Source organism: Rhodocytophaga rosea, assembly GCF_010119975.1.
GTDB lineage: Bacteria > Bacteroidota > Bacteroidia > Cytophagales > 172606-1 > Rhodocytophaga > Rhodocytophaga rosea.
Window position 1 is genome coordinate 7,659,576 of sequence record NZ_CP048222.1, and the last position, 17,040, is coordinate 7,676,615.

Consider the following 17,040-nt stretch of genomic DNA (forward strand, 5'->3'; position numbering starts at 1 on the left):
GATGATACCTTCAACATATCATAATGGCGAGCTGGAAATGCAACAGAAAGCAGGCGAGCAAATCGCTGCCTACCACAACAGCCGGATGCTGGTTTCTTTTATCACCCATGGCGCAGCCAATTATATCGGGAAGCAGCCCTTTTTCCTGGCCAGCAGTCAGGATGGACAGGGGCGTATCTGGACTTCTGTGATTTCTGGCCAGGAGGGATTTATCAGCGTAATAGATGAAGAAACCATCCAATTGATTCCAGAACTTGTTCATTCTAATCCTGCCGACGTTTTCTGGCAAAATATAAAGCTACACCCTTTTACTGGAATGCTCTTTATCGAACCTGCCACCCGCCGCAGATACCGGGTGAACGGACAAATTACTGCTGATAAAGACCGCTTACTCATCTCCGTACAGCAGGCATATGCTAACTGTCCCAAGTACATTCAGCGCCGCAGCGTTATCAGAGGAAAAAAGCCTGTTTACCAGAATGGCATTACCACAGGAAGGGTTCTTACTGATGAATGGATAAGCTGGATTAAGGCTGCCGACACCTTTTTTGTGGGCAGCAGCAATGGTGGGCAAGCATTGGATGCTTCTCACCGTGGCGGCAATCCCGGTTTTGTGGATATATTAAATCCTTCTACCCTTCGCATACCAGATTACCAGGGAAACAGTATGTATAATACCCTGGGCAATTTTCTGAGCTACCCGCAGGCAGGTCTGCTTTTTGTTGATTTTCAGGCTCACCAGACGCTTCAACTGACCGGCAAAGCAAGTGTTACCCAGGAAATACCCACCAGCCATGAAGATACCGGCCGTTACTGGACTTTTACCATAGACGAATGGGTGTCACTGGAGAATGTTACTGACATAGCTTCGACGTTTATAGACTATTCTCCATTTAACCCTTCTTCAAAGGATGAATAATGGGATTTATCGTCTGTTATTCCATAATCTATAAAAGACAGGCTGAAAGATGGCTTGCTAACAATCACACCCAAATAAACATACGGTTATACTAACATGGTCACTTTATATTATTCCCCAACTACAAAAGAAATTTCTACCTGGCAGGACCGCCTGGAAAGAATGGCTATTCAACACGAAGTAATACTGCAACAGGAACTTTTACAGCCGCAACTTCAGGATGGAGACGAGTTTGTACAGGGCACGGCTGCTATCGACAATTATCTGGAAAAACTAGAAGTATTTGTTAAAAGCTGGTATGAAGACCGTTGTGATAAATATGAATTTTAACAGGAAAAGTAATAGGTTTTGCACATCAGCCAATATTACCAACAACTAATAACGAACTACCCACAACAATTTAATAGAAGAACTATATATGGAATTAATAAAAACAAAATTTGGATTTCATTCTACCGCAGATGAGGTAATAGAGGGAATCGACTTGAGCGGTAAAAGAGCCATTGTTACAGGTGCTTCCTCCGGAATAGGCATAGAAACAGTAAGGGCTTTAGCAAAAGCAGGTGCCGAGGTGACACTGGCTGTGAGAAATGTAGAAGCCGGAACTAAAGTAGCCAACGAAATAATAGCCGCTACCGCAAATAAAAAAATATATGTCGCACCGCTCCATTTAGACGATCTCACATCCATCAATCGTTTTGTAGATAGCTGGCAGGAGCCTTTACATGTATTAGTCAATAATGCCGGCGTAATGGCAATACCAGAATTGCAAAAAACAGCTAGTGGGATAGAAATGCAGTTTATGACTAACTATCTCGGCCATTTTGCCTTATCGGTCGGATTGCAGGATGCTTTAGCGAGTGCTGGCTCTGCCCGGATCGTAGTGGTTAGTTCAAGTGGACATTTGTTATCGCCGGTTGTGTACGACGATATCAATTTTTTATTCAGAGCCTATGATCCCTGGCTTTCATATGGGCAAGCTAAAACAGCCTGTATTTTATTTGCCGTAGGTGCTACTAAGCGTTGGGCTGAAAAAGGAATAACAGTGAATGCTCTAAATCCAGGTGCCATCTTAACCAACCTGCAAAAGCATGTAGGAGGAAGATTACGATCTGCTCCGGAGTTGCATAAAACACCACAACAAGGAGCGGCTACCTCCGTTTTGTTGGCTGCTTCACCATTACTAGAGGGTTCAGGCGGACATTATTTTGAAAACTGCAACCAGGCAATTACAGTTCCAAAACGGCCTGATAATTATGAAGGGGTTGCCATGTATGCGCTCAATGGGGATAATGCTGACCATTTATGGGATCTATCCTTACAATTCCTCGATCAATTGAATTGATTCAACAGCCTTCAGAAATATATGCTACAACCATTTCACAGCCAACCTATTAACAGATAGCACAGCAATTTGAATATAGTAATTAACGGTTTTTGCTATGAAAAAGAATAAAATAACCTTTTCAATTCCTGCCAATGAAAGTAATGGCAGGAAATATCATTGGGGCCGCTTACAACAAGAATGGAGAGATACTCTAAACAAATCAGGTGAAATTTATTTTGAAATTCACCGCAGGGATGAATACCGTTTAAAAAGCAATCCACTTATTGCTCCATTCCGGCAGGATTTATATATTATTTTCTTAATTACAGGTGGAGAAGCGGTTCATAATTTTGGCAACCAGGACTATTATTTGAAACCAGGCATTTTATGTTTTGTATCTGCGGGCATATTTGTTTCGAGACAGTCAACGATCAATGAGCATGCGGGCTATCTTTGCGGATTTACTTCAGCATTTTTTAGCCAGAATCTGTCAGATAAAGACAGCTTACTGCACTATCCTTTTTTCAATACCGAAGCAAGCGTTTCCCTGCAATTAGATACAGATCAAACCTCTTATTTCTATAATCTTTTCCGAGAAATGGAAGAGGAATATCATTCAACTAATGCCAATAAAGAGGAACTGATCCGTGCTTTATTAACCATATTGCTACAAAAGGCCCAGCGTTTAGTTATATCTGATCGGACAGATTGCCTGGTAGACAACAGCAATGCAGGTCTTCGGTTAACAAAAGCATTTACAAAGCTTTTTGAAGCAGATTTTGAGCCTTTGAAAAAGCTACATGGGATTACAACCAAACACTTATCCCAATACGCTTCAAATTTGCATGTAACTCAAAACCATTTAAATGATACTATAAAAGCTGTATCAGGAAAAACGCCTGGAGAACTCATCCGGGAGAGAATTATCAAAGAAGCTTCTCAATTGTTACTCCATACGCAGTTAACCATTGCAGAAATATGCTTCCTTTTGAAATTTGAAGATCCTTCTTACTTTTCCCGCTTCTTTAAACGCTATACCGGACTTACCCCCACTCAGCATCGAAAGCAATACAAATAAATGAGTAAAAGTCAACTGGACTTCCCTCGTAAAAGTGGAAGGATGGAAAAGAGTATATTTAACTACTTAAACCATCCTAACTATGCCTACTAAGAAAGCTTACACAAAAGAATTTAAAGAACAAGCCGTTCAATTAGCTCAGAAAAACGGTAATATTAGTGAGACAGCCCGAAACTTGGGCCTGCATGATAGTATCCTTCGCCGTTGGAAAATGGACTTAGAGCAAAATGCAGAGAAGGCTTTTCCAGGTAAGGGCCATAGCCAGGATGAAGAAGTACGGCAATTACAACGGGAAAATCAACGCTTGAAAGAAACGGTTGAGATTTTAAAAAAGGCTATGGGTATCGGATCTCAACCAGGGCTTGATCTGGGATCCGCACCAACCGCTCCTAGCAAGGTACCAGTTTATCCGGGAGCATCGTGATCAGTATTGTTTGAAAAGGCTCTGTCAGACAATGGAGATATCCATAAGTGGATACTATGCTTGGATCAAAAGACCAGAAAGTGTGCTCCAGCAGGAAAATAAGCAAATTGTGGAGCAAATTAAGCTTATTCACAAGCAAAGTCGGGAAACCGGACCCAGATGCACAGCCTCTGTCGCAGGTCCATGGTAGTCCTCGTATTTATCATCATTTACAGGAAAAAGGTATTTCTTGTTCAGAGAGCAGGGTAGCCAGGCTGATGAAAAAGCATAAAATTACCGCTAAAAGAAAAAGAAGATTTATGGTCACTACTGATTCCAAACACAATTTGCCAGTGGCTGAAAATATACTTAATCAGGATTTTAAAACCACTAAACCCAATGAAAAGTGGGTAAATGATATTACTTATATTTGGACAAAAGAAGGTTGGTTATACTTAGCAGTAGTGTTAGACCGGACCTGCCAATCATGAGCATCTGAGGTCCATTTTCCAGAAAAGTAGTAGGCTGGGCGGATCTCAAATAAGATTTGATCTTAGATCCAGGATTCGAGTATGGAAAAAGGGTTAGTAATCAAATCCTTAACCATGGCTTTGCATAGCCGAAAAGCGGAAAAAGGACTGCTTCATCATTCAGACCGGGGTAGTCAGTACGCTAGTCATGATTATCAGAAACTGCTCAAAGATAATCTGATTGACTGCTCAATGAGCCGGAAGGGGAACTGCTATGATAATGCAGCCATGGAAAGCTTCTTTGCTACTTTAAAACAAGAGTTAGTTTACCATCGTCAGTATCAGACTCGAAAGGAAGCTAAACAAGATATTTTTGAATATATTCAGGTGTGGTATAACCGTAATAGAAAACATTCTTCATTAGCTTATTTATCGCCAGAACAATTTGAAAACAAATACCAGTATCAAATGGCTGCCTAACCTTTTCCAACCTTCTACTATTTTAGGGGAAACCCATATTCTGTGGGCATCCCCGCCTTGCCATTGTAGTGGTAAGTAACCGGTTTTACCTGCAAAAGCAAATTCAGGCCATCAGTAAACGTCTGCACATTCTTCTTCAAACGCTCATCTGAAGCCACTGTCCAGCTGCTGCTGCCAGGCTTTGCAGCTGAGTTTTTCGATAGGTGCAGCTGGAAGGTGGGAGCATCCACACCAATGCCTACATTCACATCCGAGGTAGCCTCATTTTTGCCTGCTATGCTGCCTAAGACTAATGCGTTGGAACGTGATACCAGGGCTCTGTGGCCAATGGCCGTTGCATTGGTTAAATTCTGAAGGTTGGAAGGGTTACCAGCTTCAAAGCCAAAGTAAGAGTTACCATTGCCGGTAATATTTTCGATTCCAGCGCTTCTACCTACAAAAGTGTTCTCTCGGCCAATGGTATTACTTAAACCGGCACCGGCACCAAAGAAGGCATTGGAAAAGCTGGTGGTATTGTTTGCACCGGCAGCTTCACCAAAAAAGGCGTTGAAGCTGCCGCTTGTATTGTCTGTGCCGGCAGAAGCGCCAAAGAAGGCATTGCGAAGGCATATTGTATTTTTTCTACCAGCATTTTCACCAAAAAAGGCGTTTAAGCCGCCAGTGGTATTATCTGTACCTGCAAAAGTGCCAAAGAAAGCATTAGCAAACCCATTGGTAATCTTAGAGCCAGCCGATTCACCAAAAAAGGTGTTGCTGTTGCCGCTCGTATTGCTGAATCCGGCAAAAGCACCTACGAACGTATTTCTAGAACCAGTGGTATTGCTTGCACCGGCACCCGGTCCAGCGAAGAAATTCTTAAGCTGGGCGGCTGCTGGTTGAGTAAGTAGTAAAGTGGCAGTCAGCAGGCTAGCAAAGAATCGAAATGTACTCATAGAAATTTGTTTTTATGATAAAATAGGTAGCTCAATTGGGAATAAAGGTAGATCGCTCCCTCTTTCTTAGTGAGAAGCAGACGAGGGAAGTATAATAGTTTGATAGTATTAATCAAGTTTGTAATACTTTTCAAGATCTTTGTCTCTGCCCATCCATTTGGCAATTCTGGCCAGTAGTCCCAGGAGTCCGTTCATTAGGTGTATACCTCCTGCAATTTTGGTTTCTGACAGCTCTACTAGCAGGGCTAGATGCCAGATACTTTTGGGCATTCCGTTTGGGTGTATCAGGCCATCAGTGGCTAAGCCATAACCGGCCTGCAGTGCTTTTTCAAATCCTTGGTTTCCCGGTTCCAGAATTACATCACACATCAGGGTTTCTTTAGAGGTATTAGACCAGGCATGCAGTGTATTAGGAGGTACTGTAGCTTTTTCACCAGCTTGCAATACGAGTTTTTGCTTATCCATTTGCAAATGGAGTGTTCCAGAACGGACGATAAATGTTTCAGAAAATGAGAGGTGGTAATGCGGATTTACTTTACCTCCTGAATACACTTCCAGTAAGCCATGTGTACGCTTACCCTTAGTTTCCTTACAGGTTTCCAGGAAGGTCACATAGTCTTTTTGTACCGGATTATAAAATCTCCGTTGAAGCGTGTTTGTTGTCATGATAAATATTGTTTGTATATGAATGTTTGTTCCCTATAAAAAGCGTTTGCAGCAGGTATTTTAATGGAGACTTGGTTTTAAAACATTCCTTTCAGTAGCCATCCCAATCCCTAGTAAAAGCCAGGGCACGCCCCATCCCATAATGGCTACTAGGTCCGGGTGGCCGGTAATGATCAGTAGAGGAAACATCACAAGGAATGGATAAAGCCCTACAGAAAGTGGCAAAATGCATTTGATACCCGGCCAGCGTTTGCTAGCCAATACCTGAATCCCCGTAACTACCATGCCCAGTCCAGATAGTAAGGCACCCAACGGCAGGAACACTCTGGTATTCATATTGAGCCAGTAACCGAAAATGTAATTGATTGAATAAGATAATGCCCCGGCAGCGGCGATCGAGACGCCGATACTTTTCCACTTGTTACCGCCTGCAATTTTCCACCGGTACAAATTCGATAGGATCACAAGGATACCCATCTGGCCGATTGTCCATAGGCCGCCTAAAACGGCATTGAGGGAATGGCTTTGCGGGAAGGTTGACCAGACAACAAGCTCTGTCAGATAACAAATGCCTGGTAGAAGGAATATGGATTTTGAAAATTGATTGCTTTTCATGTTTGTTTTTGTGGGATTGTTTGAAAAAATATTCAACGCCTGCCTATTGCAGGCATTGAAGTATGGACTAAGGCTATAGGTCCGCATAGCGGCTGCTTCCTATAGAGGTGGTAGCATCCCATCCCCCGGAAAGCGTTTGCCTGGCACCAGTGAGTGGATTCACTTTGTACAAGACAGATCCTGAGACCAAGTAAATTACTCCGCCAACGGCCGTCATCCCTTTCACATTGGTGAAACTACCTGGTATGGGTGTATAGGTGCCAGTTATTAGATTCATGCGCCTGATACTACTGCCTGACAGGATATAAAGCTCATTTGAACTGCTGAAAAGCGCTGCCATACCGTTAATATTGTACCAGCCACTGCCATAGCTTCTGTCAACCAGGCCAGTGGTCGTATTCACTTTGTACAGGGCATCCTTCCAGATCACGTACAGGGCGTTTTTGTGGTAAAACACGGCCTGGGTACCCGACCAGTTTTCTAAGGCATTTACCCCACCAAGCCGGGTCCGGTTGCCAAACCGGTCTATTTTCCACAAACGCGTACCATGCTGGGCATAGCAATATCCATAAGGATCAGCTCCGGTGAGGCCAACCGACCCACCCCAGTAATAGTTGCCCAGTTTTTGTTTTTGCCCATTGAGCCGGTTGACTTTCCATAATGACCCGTTTTCTATGATGCGTAACTCATTTTTGTCTTCAGCAATGCTCCTGGCAGGTGCCAGCATGCCACTTCCAAGATTGACAAATGAACCATCTTTGGGGTTTACCCCGTATAAACTGCCGTTCCAAATAATATACAGGTTGGAATACATGGATTTTACCGTTCTTGCATCTGAGCTGGAGGGGCTTTGCCGGTTGAGCGTCCAGAGAGAACCGTCTTTTTTGACCATGGTAGGTAAATTTTTCGGGTCTTTGCTGAAGTCGTAGTTTCCATACAGCATGATAGAGTTGAAATCAAAGGGATCGAAATCAAACCCATCACCCTCATAATATTGCCAGAAGTTGTTTTCCTCCTCCTTACTTATGATGTTGTGCCAGTTGATGATTATATGAGCATCCCGGTCGGCCCGGGCATGTTCGTGCCACAAGCCAATGGTATGCCCGATTTCGTGCATCACTGTACCAGCCGATACCCCGCTTTGTACCCTGATCTCCTGCATCCCGCCCTGTCTGCCCAGAGCCGAGGAATTGCCACTTGCCTGGACAAACCGCACATAATCGGTCTGGTTGGTACGCGGAACAAAGCGAATGGGTGTGCTGCTCTGCCATGCATTGATGGCATTACTGATAACACTCTCATTTACCCCGGCACCTATTTGGTAGGGGATAATAAAATCTATCCAGCGCCTGTCCGGATTGGTCATGCCAGCGCCTTCTGTTTTTGCATTCTTGCCGGGCTGAGCCAATTGTTCAGGCGAATTTGGGCCATTGCCAGAAAGTTGTTCTGGTGAGAGGATGATGTCCCCTTGCCAGACAGCCTGGCCATTCTTTTCCATATACCGGATGGGCTGCCCCTCCAGCACCCCTTCTTTTACAATACCGCTAACCCCGGGATAGGCATCTTCAACATTTCGTAGAATTGTGTCGGCAGGCGTTTTCATCTCCGCTGATAGAGGCACTGCCTTTTCCAGTTCCTGCTTACATGAGGTCAGCAGCGAAAATGATACTAAGAGGCCTGTTGCCCATGGGGGCAGATCATTGAATTTCATAAAATTTTTAAAGTTTTTAGTTATATAAGAGCCTTTTTGTAAAGGTGTTGATGGAGCTAGATTCTAGTTCAGTAATGAGGTGGCAAAGCTAGCCTGTCCCCTCACTGTAATAAATAGTACTTTAATCCTAATTCTTGGCTGCAAATTGGTCAAAAGCAATTAGGCTTGGCAAGCATGTCAGAGTTAGCCAGTGGGTCTTTTCAGGTGATTGATTGGCTAGGTTGCTTGGTGATGTAAGCCTTTTAGGATCAAACTTCTTGGGGTGAGTGTATATCCTCACCTCTCATACTGGCACAGGGTGTCTGATTTCAAGTCGACATTGTGATAGACCACTATCTTCCAGTCACTCCTTTCTTTCTCAAAAACCTGAAGGAGCCTGCTATAGAGCCGTCCGTGGGAATCAATATGTACCCCTGTTGGTACTCTATCTTTTGAGAGCCCTGAGATATAGGCCAGGGTTTCTACAATAGCCACCTCAGGTCTTAGAAGCCGGAAGGATACTACTTCCTGCTGCAATACTGTGTTAGCAAATATTCCCTGAAACAGCTCCCTATGCCGGTCAAGAAATTGCTTTTGTCCGCAGAAGAACATACCCCCGATATTTGTAAAGGTGCCACTCTGTGTGAAATGCTTTGCATAAGCAGGTGCATCGCCGCTGTTCCAGGAAAAGACTTCCTGTTCAAGAATAGCCCGGAAGGCCAGTGAAACTGTATCGCCATTATCTTTTACTCTTGTAGCTAAAAACAGAAGTATGGATATCAAAGCACTCCTCATGGGTAGCTTGTATTAAATTTCAAGATCAGATCCGCTAATGCTTGCGGCCGGGAAAAGAAAGGAGAATGGCTCGTGGACAGCGTTACAATTTGATTCACAGGTACATTTGTAGCCATCTGGAACATATCTCCATTCCTGGCCTCCAGGCAAAGGATGTAATACTTAGGAATAGCTCCATAAATAGCATCAGACAACTGAACAGGCGTAGCAAACGGTGCCACTGGTTGCCTGCTAAGATTTGCTTTGGCAAACGAAATATCCTCTGGCAAACAGTCGTGATACAAAAAATGAGCAACCCTGGCTGTATCCAACCTAAAAGTAGTCCCCTGTTCATCGAAGATAAAACTACTGGTAAAATCAGGTTCCCCCGTTTCCGAAGGCGGTAAAAATTTGGCAGCCAGCGAGAAAACGGATTCTCCATTACCAGGCAGGAACGCATCCAGGAAAATTAATTTCTCCACTTTACTAGCTCCCAGTCGCTCAGCTGCTCCCGCAATGGTAACGCCTCCGGAAGAATGACCCACTAAGATAACCGGACCGGTTTGCGCATGGGCAACATCCACCACTTTTTGCACATAATCGTTTAGTGTAACCTTTTCCGGGTGCGTCTTATCCTCACCGTGACTAGGCAGGTCAATGGCTAGAACCCGGTGACCCTGAGCCTCTAGTAGTGGCACTACTTTCTTCCAGGCCCACCCTCCGTGGCCGGCTCCATGCACCAGCAAGTAAGTCTTGGGTGAAGTTATTTTATTGTTTGCAGGTTCATCCTTACAGGAGACGAGCAATAGAAGAGACAATATTATTCCTGTTGCCCAAATGGGCAGAAACGTTGTTTTCATAATATGTGGATTTTAATAATTGATTAAATAAGCCCTAGGATGTGAATACCGGGCAGAGCAGGCTCACCATGTTGATTTGGGCGATAGAATTTGCCATAATGATTCGGATAGTAACATGCGTATCTCGTGGCTCAAAGGTGTGAATAGATTAATTTATCCCGGTAAATATCTCCACTAGTTTCTCAGGCATAGAGAAAAAAGGGGAATGGCTGCTTGAAAGTGTATATACTTGCTGACAAGGCACATGGGTTGAGAGGAATGTTTTGTCCATGTCCTGGCTTTCGGTGCAAAGGATATAATATTTGGGTATCACGCCATAGACCTGATCAGTCAAATGAAGGGGCGTTGCCAATGGGGCAATGGGTTCTTTTGACAGCCGGGATAGAGCAAACGCTTTGTCTTCTTCCAGGCAATCGTGACAGAAAATCTGAGCAGCCATTTCCCGGTTTACCCAGTTGGTTTTGTGATCATGTGAAATAATAATGTTTTCCACAAGGTGGGGTCTGCGTGAATCTGAGGTCAAACGTTGAAGCGTAGCTTCCACCAGTGCAAAGAGAGAATCACCGTTTCTGGGCAAAAAAGCATCCAGGTAGAGTAAAGCCTGAACTTTTTGGGGACCTAACTTTTCTGCTGCTTGTGAAATGACGATACCTGCCATCGAATGTCCGACCAGGATTATCTGTCCTTGTTGATCAGTAGCCGTTTTCACTACAGCCTGGACGTAATCTTCCAACGTAATATCAGGTAAAGGCTGGGTATCTTGCCCGTGCCCTGGCAAGTCGATAGCGATTGCTTTGTGACCTTTGGCTTGCAATAACGGGATCACTTTATTCCAGCACCAGGCACCATGCCAGGCGCCGTGAATGAGCAGGTACGTTTTAAAGGATGGAGAAAATGCTTCTTTTTTCATGATTTAATTAACTTAATGATTAAAAATAGATTGGCTTTGTGTTCAAATAATTATAAGGCAAATATGGGCGGTATTTACTAGTATCAGGTGGTAAAAAAGGGACAAAAGGCTGGTAAAAAAAGGACATTGTCACACCGGGTAAGCCCAAGACCAGGCGCTGCTTTTTAGAGTTGGTCGATAAGGTCTAGTATCTGCTCCGGCGAGTTGCTTGCCAGAACGTGAAAGTCATCGGGGGTATGATCTGTAAATTCTTTGTACTAACCGACAAGGTACTGATAATCGAAATAGCCGCATGTTACAAAGCTATTTGTAGCCAATCCAGGTTTGACGTTAGCGGTTTAATCTTAAAATAGCTTTGCAATTTAGGACCATATATGTTGCAAATCTTCGCCAATCCAGTATTGCCCTGAACCATTTCTTCTATTACAAACTATCCTTCTGTATAACTCATTAAGAAACGCTATATAATTTACTCCAAGTAAAACAACCCAATGAAGGAGGTATTTTTATATTGGTTTTTTCCATTTCTTTGAATATTGCGGTTTCCAGGTCCGGTAGCCTAAGAGCCTCGCTGTTGGGGCAAGAATGAATGAAAGAATTTTTTGGGCCCGTATCGGTATATCTGCCCTATAAGTTTTGTAATAATCAACAAATAGCATGGCCTGTAGAAAGAATTCTATTTTTGACCTGGCTTGTGCTTTTTCCGTGAAGAATCCATGCGTTTGGGCAAGCATCAGATCATGCCTGGCAGCCGGTGAAACTTTATTAATAGTAACAAGTTCCACACTCCCCTTATTGACCGGTTGGTGAGCAGTGCCCCTGGGAATTGTCATTGAATCCCCTGGTCCAAGTACATGCTCGGAGCCGTTGCAGATCAGGGTAAGCTTTCCCTGTATCACTTTAAAAGTTTCATGATAGTCACTATGGATATGGGCGCTGGGCACGGCTCCGCCCGGTTTGAGATGGAACTCCCGTAACGAATAGGCGCCGCTGGTCTCTATTCCGCTTTTTAGAAAGATGATTTGCTCACCGGCAAATGGATTGGTAATAACGTCTCCCGAAACCGGGTACATGGTGTCATTGGGAACGGGTTCAGGGAAAACATACCGATGGAGCAACTGTCCAACCAAGATATATACTACTAGAAGGCAGAGGATCACAGAAAAGGGATGGTAGATTTTTTTAGTAAAAGCAGCACTGTCACTGAACCGGTACGTTTTAGCCGGTTGAGAACAGGTTTTACCAACTTGAGAAAATGGATCAGGTGTCATAGCTTAATTTGCTTCATAATTAAATATATTGACTTAGTAGTCAAGTAAATCATGAAGCAAATTTGAGAGTTATATACCAAAAGCAGGTGGTAAAAAACGGACAAAGGGCTGGTAAAAAAAGGACATTGTTACTCAGGTAGCAAAGCTGACCGGGCACGGCTTTTATAGATCTCATCGGTTAGGCCAAGTCTTTGCTCAGGGGAGTTGCTTTCAAGCAGGTGAAAGTCGGTGGGGGTATGATGGGTGAATTCTTTATACTCTTTCACTAGGTGCTGATAATCGAAATAGCCGCATTCCAACGCTATTTGCAACCAATCTTTATTTGGATACGCATTCTTTGTATGGATTGCTCTAGTAAACCGAATGATTCTCAGGTATGTCTTAGGATTCACACCGGTCCGTTCAAAAAACTTCCTAATGAACTGCTTGGATGATAAGCATGCTTCCCCTGAGAGATAGTCTAGAGAAACTTTGCCACCTGAACAAATCATCCACCTACTTACTGTATCGAGTCGGTGCATCTCTTTGCGGGTGTTGCCTGCTAAGGAAGTTATAAACCGGTCAGCGATCTGTGTCATCTGGTTGTAGCTAGTGGCATTTTGCAACTCTTCAAGGATGAAGCGAATATGGCTTGAAAAGATAGCTTCTGCATCCAGGTATCTACCGGTTAGCTCAAAGGATGGAATGCCGAAAAGCCGAAATAAGGCAGTGGGCTGAAAAGCAATGTTAAAGGTCATAAAATCTTTGCCCAGCAGATAGCGATTAATAACCGATGTCTGCTGACCTGCCAGAACTACAGGAAAGTGATAATCTGTTGTTGGACCACCCCCTAATTGAACAAGTTCGCGTTCCCGGAGAAAGAAATGAAGACATACCTCCGGCCTAGGCGCATAGGCTTTCAGGATAGGTTCTTTAGCCTGCATAAAGTCAAAGTGAACGATTCGGTAACACTGCACGAATTCGTTCAGGGAGGGATGAGGCTTAAAATCTTGCAAAATCATAGTAAGCGTAGTATAGAAAAGCAAATGTTCAAAAGCATTTTCCAGACGTAGATTCAAACACCAAAGTGTCTTTTTAAGATGTCCAGGTGAGCACGCTGCATTTGACTTGTAACTTTTTACTATAACTATGTCTTGTTATAAGGCTTTTACCCTACCTACAATACCTGTATTTCTAAGGACATATTGTATGGATTGGTGGTATATAAACAAAAGTTGCCCATCCATGCTAAGTAAGCGGGCCAACTATGATTTACTAAAAGTGATTTACACAATTAGGTAGTAAGGCATAGCCTCAAAATACGGTGGCTGATACCATAGAAGTTAGCTTACTCATATTTATGTCTGTTATCTAGTTGATCCTAGTGTGTGGTTACATTAACTTCCCCTTTTTGTTAACAGTATTTTTTAGCAATCCCAGATAAAACCGGACAACTATTGTCCGTTTTCGTACGCTTCTTATAGCTGCTTTTCTTGAATGAAAGTTCTTATAGGGTTCATTGAGGCCCTTTTTCTGTATTGGCCTCTTATTTGTTATACATTTACATAAGAAATCATTTTACTATCCCCATCCCTATTATGAAAGGTACTTACTTGGGAGAATTCGAAGAAGTAGTTTTGCTAGCCGTAGCTCTTCGCTACGGTGAGGCCTATGGAGCCGCTATTGTGGGTGAACTAGAGAAGCAGATGAACCGCTCAGTCAACTTAGGGGCGGTACATTCAGCCCTGAACCGGCTTCAGGAAAAAGGATTAGTTACCTCAGTAATGGGAGGTGTTTCACCCGAACGGGGTGGCAGAAGAAAAAGGCTCTATCAGGTAACACCTGCCGGAAGTGCTGCCCTGCGGGAAATTCATCAGTTACGTAACCAGATGTGGGATCTGATACCCAAAATCGCCCTGCCATGATACAAGATAACACTACCCCTAAGCCACCTCAATGGGCAAGCTGGCTGCTGAAAAAGTTCTGTGCCCCTCATTTGCTGGAAGAAATAGAGCAAGACCTGGAAGAACTTTATGAAACACGGATAGAAACTGTGGGTATCAAACAAGCCCGATACAGATACGTGCAGGATGTAGTGAGTTTACTGCGTCCTTTCATTTTAAAAAGAAAACCTTCCCTTTATCCATCGCTTACTCTTTTTGATATGATCACCAATTACTTCAAAATTAGCTTGCGCCAGCTGCTTAGAAACAAGGTTTATTCTTTCATCAACATTGGCGGACTATGTGTAGGCATGGCTGTAGCGATGCTGATTGGCTTGTGGGTCAATGATGAATTATCCTTTAACCAATACCACCAAAATTATGATCATATAATTCAAGTACTGGAAAATGAAGAACTAGACGGAGGCATTGAAACCTTTTCTTCCTTACCCATGCCCTTAAGCCATACACTTCGCACAGATTACAAAAGTGATTTTAAATACGTAGTAGCTACTACCTGGCACTGGGAAAAAGTTATCTCGTATGGGGATCAAAAACTCACCATGACTGGCCGCTTTGCTGAGGCTGGGTTTCCAGAGATGATTACCCTCCACATGTATGCAGGTTCCCCTGCCGCCTTAACTGATCCGTCTTCGGTGCTAATTTCCCAATCGCTTGCCTATACGCTTTTTGGAGAAAGCGACCCAATAGATAAAATGATCACCCTTGGCAATCAGTATACGCTGCAAATAAAAGGGGTATATGAAGATTTGCCTCGTAACTCCACCTTCCATGGGATGGATTTTATTGCACCTATTGAAATACTTTTTCCAGGCAAAGAAGCCATGAACAACTGGCAAAGTTCTTCTTTTCAGATTCTTGGGCAGCTTCAGCCAAACAGCAACTTAGCAGCAGTGTCCGCCAAGATTACGGATGTACTCTATCAGCACAATCAGGATAGAGCTAAACCTTCGCTCTTTTTACACCCCATGCATAAATGGCATTTGTATGCCTTCAAAAACGGTATATATGAAGGAGGACGAATTGAGTATGTGTATCTATTTAGCCTCATCGGTGGATTTGTGCTGCTATTGGCCTGCATCAACTTTATGAATCTCTCCACCGCCCGATCGCAGAAACGGGCCAGAGAAGTAGGCATCCGCAAAGCTATTGGTTCATTACGCAGGCAATTAATTAACCAATTCCTGAGCGAATCGGTGCTGGTAGCCTTTTTTGCTTTTGTTTTATCGCTACTGCTGCTACAATTGGTTTTGCCCCCTTTTAATGACTTAGCCGATAAAGAAATACGTGTGGTATGGACAGATGCCTACTTCTGGATAGCAGGCATTTGTTTTACTTTGCTCACCGGTTTACTGGCCGGAAGTTATCCGGCACTATATCTATCTTCTTTCAATCCGGTAAAGGTGCTGAAAGGCACTTTTGGGGTAGGTGAACGGGCAGCCATTCCCCGCAAGATACTGGTAGTAGTGCAATTTACTGTATCGGTTAGCCTCATCATTAGTACACTTCTGGTATATACACAAATTGAATTTGCTAAAAACCGTCCTATTGGCTATAACCGTGAGGGTTTGGTCAATATGCCTATAAGCACGCCGGAGATGGAGGAACGCTACGAGGCCATCCGGAATGAACTTTCAGCCTCAGGAGCCGTTGCAGAAATTGCCTTATCTTCCTCTTCCATCACTGAGGTTTCCTCATCGGCCAATAATCTGGACTGGCAGGGAAAAGATCCAAACCGGCAAGCCCTTTTTGGTACCGTCCTGGTTACACCAGACTTTGGAAAAGTAGTCGGATGGAAAATAAAGGAAGGTCGCGATTTTTCCAGGGCCTTTTCTACCGACAGCTTAGCCTTTCTGCTCAATGAAGCGGCAGTTAAACTAACAGGACTGAAAAATCCGGTAGGAGAAACCATCCGCTGGCATGATAAAAACTGGAAAGTGATCGGGGTAGTGAAAGATATGGTTATGGAATCACCTTATGAACCCGTCAGGCCAATTGTTTTCTTCATAAACAACCGGGAAAGGATGTTCAATAGCATTCATATCAAACTTAACCCTTCGCTTAGTAGCAGAGGTGCGTTAAGCAACATAGAAAGGGTGATGAAAAAGCACAATCTAGCTTCTTCATTTGAGTACCGGTTTGCGGACCTGGAATATGCTAAAAAATTCGCTGCCGAAGAACGCATTGGCACCTTAGCTGCCTTTTTTGCTACCCTGGCTATCTTTATCTCTTGCCTGGGATTATTTGGCCTGGCCTCCTATACGGCTGAGCAACGCAGGAAAGAAATTGGTATTCGTAAAGTACTCGGGGCTTCGGTATTTAATGTATGGGCTTTACTTTCTAAAGATTTTGTAGGGCTAGTCATGTTCTCCATACTCATAGCCTCTCCGCTGGCCTATTATTTTATCGATAACTGGCTTGAAAAATATGAATACCGTACTCCTGTTTCTCTGTGGATCTTTGTAGCGGCAGGTTTTGCTGCATTGGCAATTACACTGATTACAGTAAGCTTCCAGGCGCTTAAAGCTGCGTTAATGAATCCGGTTAGAAGCTTGCGGAATGAATAAGGCTTGATTTTTTGTTTTAGTATCAAGAAAGGGGCAGTTAAATTAACTCGCTATCACTTTAGATCTGCATTCAGAGGCAAACTTACAACCGCTCTTGAGGGAGTGTCCACTTTTTCTTGCGAAGTACCCTTTCAA

Annotated in this window: 15 protein-coding genes and 1 pseudogene; 7 read left to right on the forward strand and 9 right to left on the reverse strand. The window is 43.5% G+C overall.

Translation table 11 applies throughout. The features are described from left to right. Position 1: 1 nt before the first annotated feature. The 5 genes and pseudogenes from GXP67_RS31435 (at position 2) to GXP67_RS38420 (ending at position 4,677) form a co-directional block, all read left to right on the forward strand. Complete coding sequence (locus GXP67_RS31435; protein WP_162446787.1) at positions 2-919, forward strand: PNPOx family protein; 918 nt, start codon at positions 2-4, stop codon at positions 917-919. A 96-nt stretch (positions 920-1,015) separates the two neighbouring features. Next, the gene (locus tag GXP67_RS31440) at positions 1,016-1,249 is read left to right on the forward strand and encodes a hypothetical protein (protein ID WP_162446788.1); all 234 of its coding nucleotides are present in this window, start codon (positions 1,016-1,018) and stop codon (positions 1,247-1,249) included. A gap of 88 nt (positions 1,250-1,337) precedes the next feature. Continuing rightward, the gene (locus GXP67_RS31445) at positions 1,338-2,264 is read left to right on the forward strand and encodes an SDR family NAD(P)-dependent oxidoreductase (protein WP_162446789.1); all 927 of its coding nucleotides are present in this window, start codon (positions 1,338-1,340) and stop codon (positions 2,262-2,264) included. A gap of 97 nt (positions 2,265-2,361) precedes the next feature. Next, positions 2,362-3,324, forward strand: coding sequence for a helix-turn-helix domain-containing protein (locus GXP67_RS31450; protein WP_162446790.1), 963 nt, complete (start codon positions 2,362-2,364; stop codon positions 3,322-3,324). An 82-nt stretch (positions 3,325-3,406) separates the two neighbouring features. Then, a pseudogene (locus tag GXP67_RS38420) lies at positions 3,407-4,677 on the forward strand (IS3 family transposase). A gap of 17 nt (positions 4,678-4,694) precedes the next feature. Here the strand turns inward: GXP67_RS38420 and GXP67_RS31470 are convergent. The 9 genes from GXP67_RS31470 to GXP67_RS31510 all read right to left on the reverse strand — a co-directional run bounded on the left by GXP67_RS31470 (position 4,695) and on the right by GXP67_RS31510 (position 13,453). Then, entirely contained in the window at positions 4,695-5,609 is a 915-nt protein-coding gene (locus GXP67_RS31470; RefSeq protein ID WP_162446794.1) for a tail fiber domain-containing protein, read from the reverse strand. Positions 5,610-5,717: 108 nt separating this feature from the next. Next, entirely contained in the window at positions 5,718-6,275 is a 558-nt protein-coding gene (locus GXP67_RS31475) for a cupin domain-containing protein (protein WP_162446795.1), read from the reverse strand. A gap of 60 nt (positions 6,276-6,335) precedes the next feature. After that, a complete protein-coding gene (locus GXP67_RS31480) occupies positions 6,336-6,890 on the reverse strand; it encodes a hypothetical protein (protein WP_162446796.1) in 555 nt (184 codons plus the stop codon). Positions 6,891-6,963: 73 nt separating this feature from the next. Beyond that, positions 6,964-8,601 (reverse strand): M12 family metallopeptidase, encoded by a 1,638-nt coding sequence (locus GXP67_RS31485; RefSeq protein WP_162446797.1) that lies wholly within the window; start codon positions 8,599-8,601, stop codon positions 6,964-6,966. Positions 8,602-8,877: 276 nt separating this feature from the next. Beyond that, positions 8,878-9,375: an SgcJ/EcaC family oxidoreductase gene (locus tag GXP67_RS31490; RefSeq protein WP_162446798.1), complete on the reverse strand. Its 498-nt coding sequence runs from the start codon at positions 9,373-9,375 to the stop codon at positions 8,878-8,880. After that, on the reverse strand, positions 9,372-10,214 hold the full coding sequence (locus tag GXP67_RS31495) for an alpha/beta fold hydrolase (RefSeq protein WP_162446799.1): 843 nt from the start codon (positions 10,212-10,214) through the stop codon (positions 9,372-9,374). The genes GXP67_RS31490 and GXP67_RS31495 overlap by 4 nt, the downstream gene beginning before the upstream one ends. Positions 10,215-10,362: 148 nt before the next feature. Further along, positions 10,363-11,124 (reverse strand): alpha/beta fold hydrolase, encoded by a 762-nt coding sequence (locus GXP67_RS31500; RefSeq protein WP_162446800.1) that lies wholly within the window; start codon positions 11,122-11,124, stop codon positions 10,363-10,365. Positions 11,125-11,630: 506 nt separating this feature from the next. After that, positions 11,631-12,395: a cupin domain-containing protein gene (locus GXP67_RS31505; protein ID WP_162446801.1), complete on the reverse strand. Its 765-nt coding sequence runs from the start codon at positions 12,393-12,395 to the stop codon at positions 11,631-11,633. Positions 12,396-12,523: 128 nt separating this feature from the next. Continuing rightward, complete coding sequence (locus tag GXP67_RS31510) at positions 12,524-13,453, reverse strand: helix-turn-helix domain-containing protein (protein ID WP_162446802.1); 930 nt, start codon at positions 13,451-13,453, stop codon at positions 12,524-12,526. Between the two features lie 519 nt (positions 13,454-13,972). Here GXP67_RS31510 and GXP67_RS31515 point away from each other — a divergent pair. Both GXP67_RS31515 and GXP67_RS31520 read left to right on the forward strand, forming a co-directional pair. Then, a complete protein-coding gene (locus tag GXP67_RS31515; protein ID WP_162446803.1) occupies positions 13,973-14,299 on the forward strand; it encodes a PadR family transcriptional regulator in 327 nt (108 codons plus the stop codon). Further along, positions 14,296-16,905: an ABC transporter permease gene (locus GXP67_RS31520; protein ID WP_162446804.1), complete on the forward strand. Its 2,610-nt coding sequence runs from the start codon at positions 14,296-14,298 to the stop codon at positions 16,903-16,905. Before GXP67_RS31515 ends, GXP67_RS31520 begins: the two co-directional genes overlap by 4 nt. Positions 16,906-17,040: the final 135 nt, after the last annotated feature.